Here is a 402-nt window from a genome sequence, read left to right on the forward strand (position 1 = left end):
CCAGTGGTTCCTTGACGGCGTGGACACGGGCCTTACGGGCCAGACCATCGACGTGGACCTTCCGGGCGACTACACGGTGAGCATCACCAGCGCGGCCGGATGCGTCTCGGGCCCGTCGGCGGTGCATACCGTGGTGGAGTCGAGCGTCCCGGTGAACCCTACCTATACGGTGAGCGGCGCCTTCCAGGACCACCAGTCGATACAGGTTCACGTGGACGGCATCAACCCCGAGGCCTTCGAGTACAGCCTTGACGGCGGGCCGTGGCTTGCCAACGGCGGGCTGTTCGAGAACGTGGGCCCGGGCGAGCACGTGATCGTGGTGCGCGGTGCCTGCGGCAACACGGGCGACGTGGTGGTGCACCTGGTGAACTACCCGCACTTCTTCACCCCGAACGGCGACGG

The 402-nt window shown here is 67.2% G+C and carries 1 pseudogene; it reads left to right on the top strand.

The features are described from left to right. Nucleotides 1–402, top strand: a pseudogene (locus HZF10_RS14535) (hypothetical protein); the annotation flags it as partial.

The sequence above is a fragment of the Flavobacterium agri genome (assembly GCF_013401995.1).
GTDB classification, from domain to species: Bacteria; Bacteroidota; Bacteroidia; order Flavobacteriales; family Flavobacteriaceae; genus Flavobacterium; species Flavobacterium agri.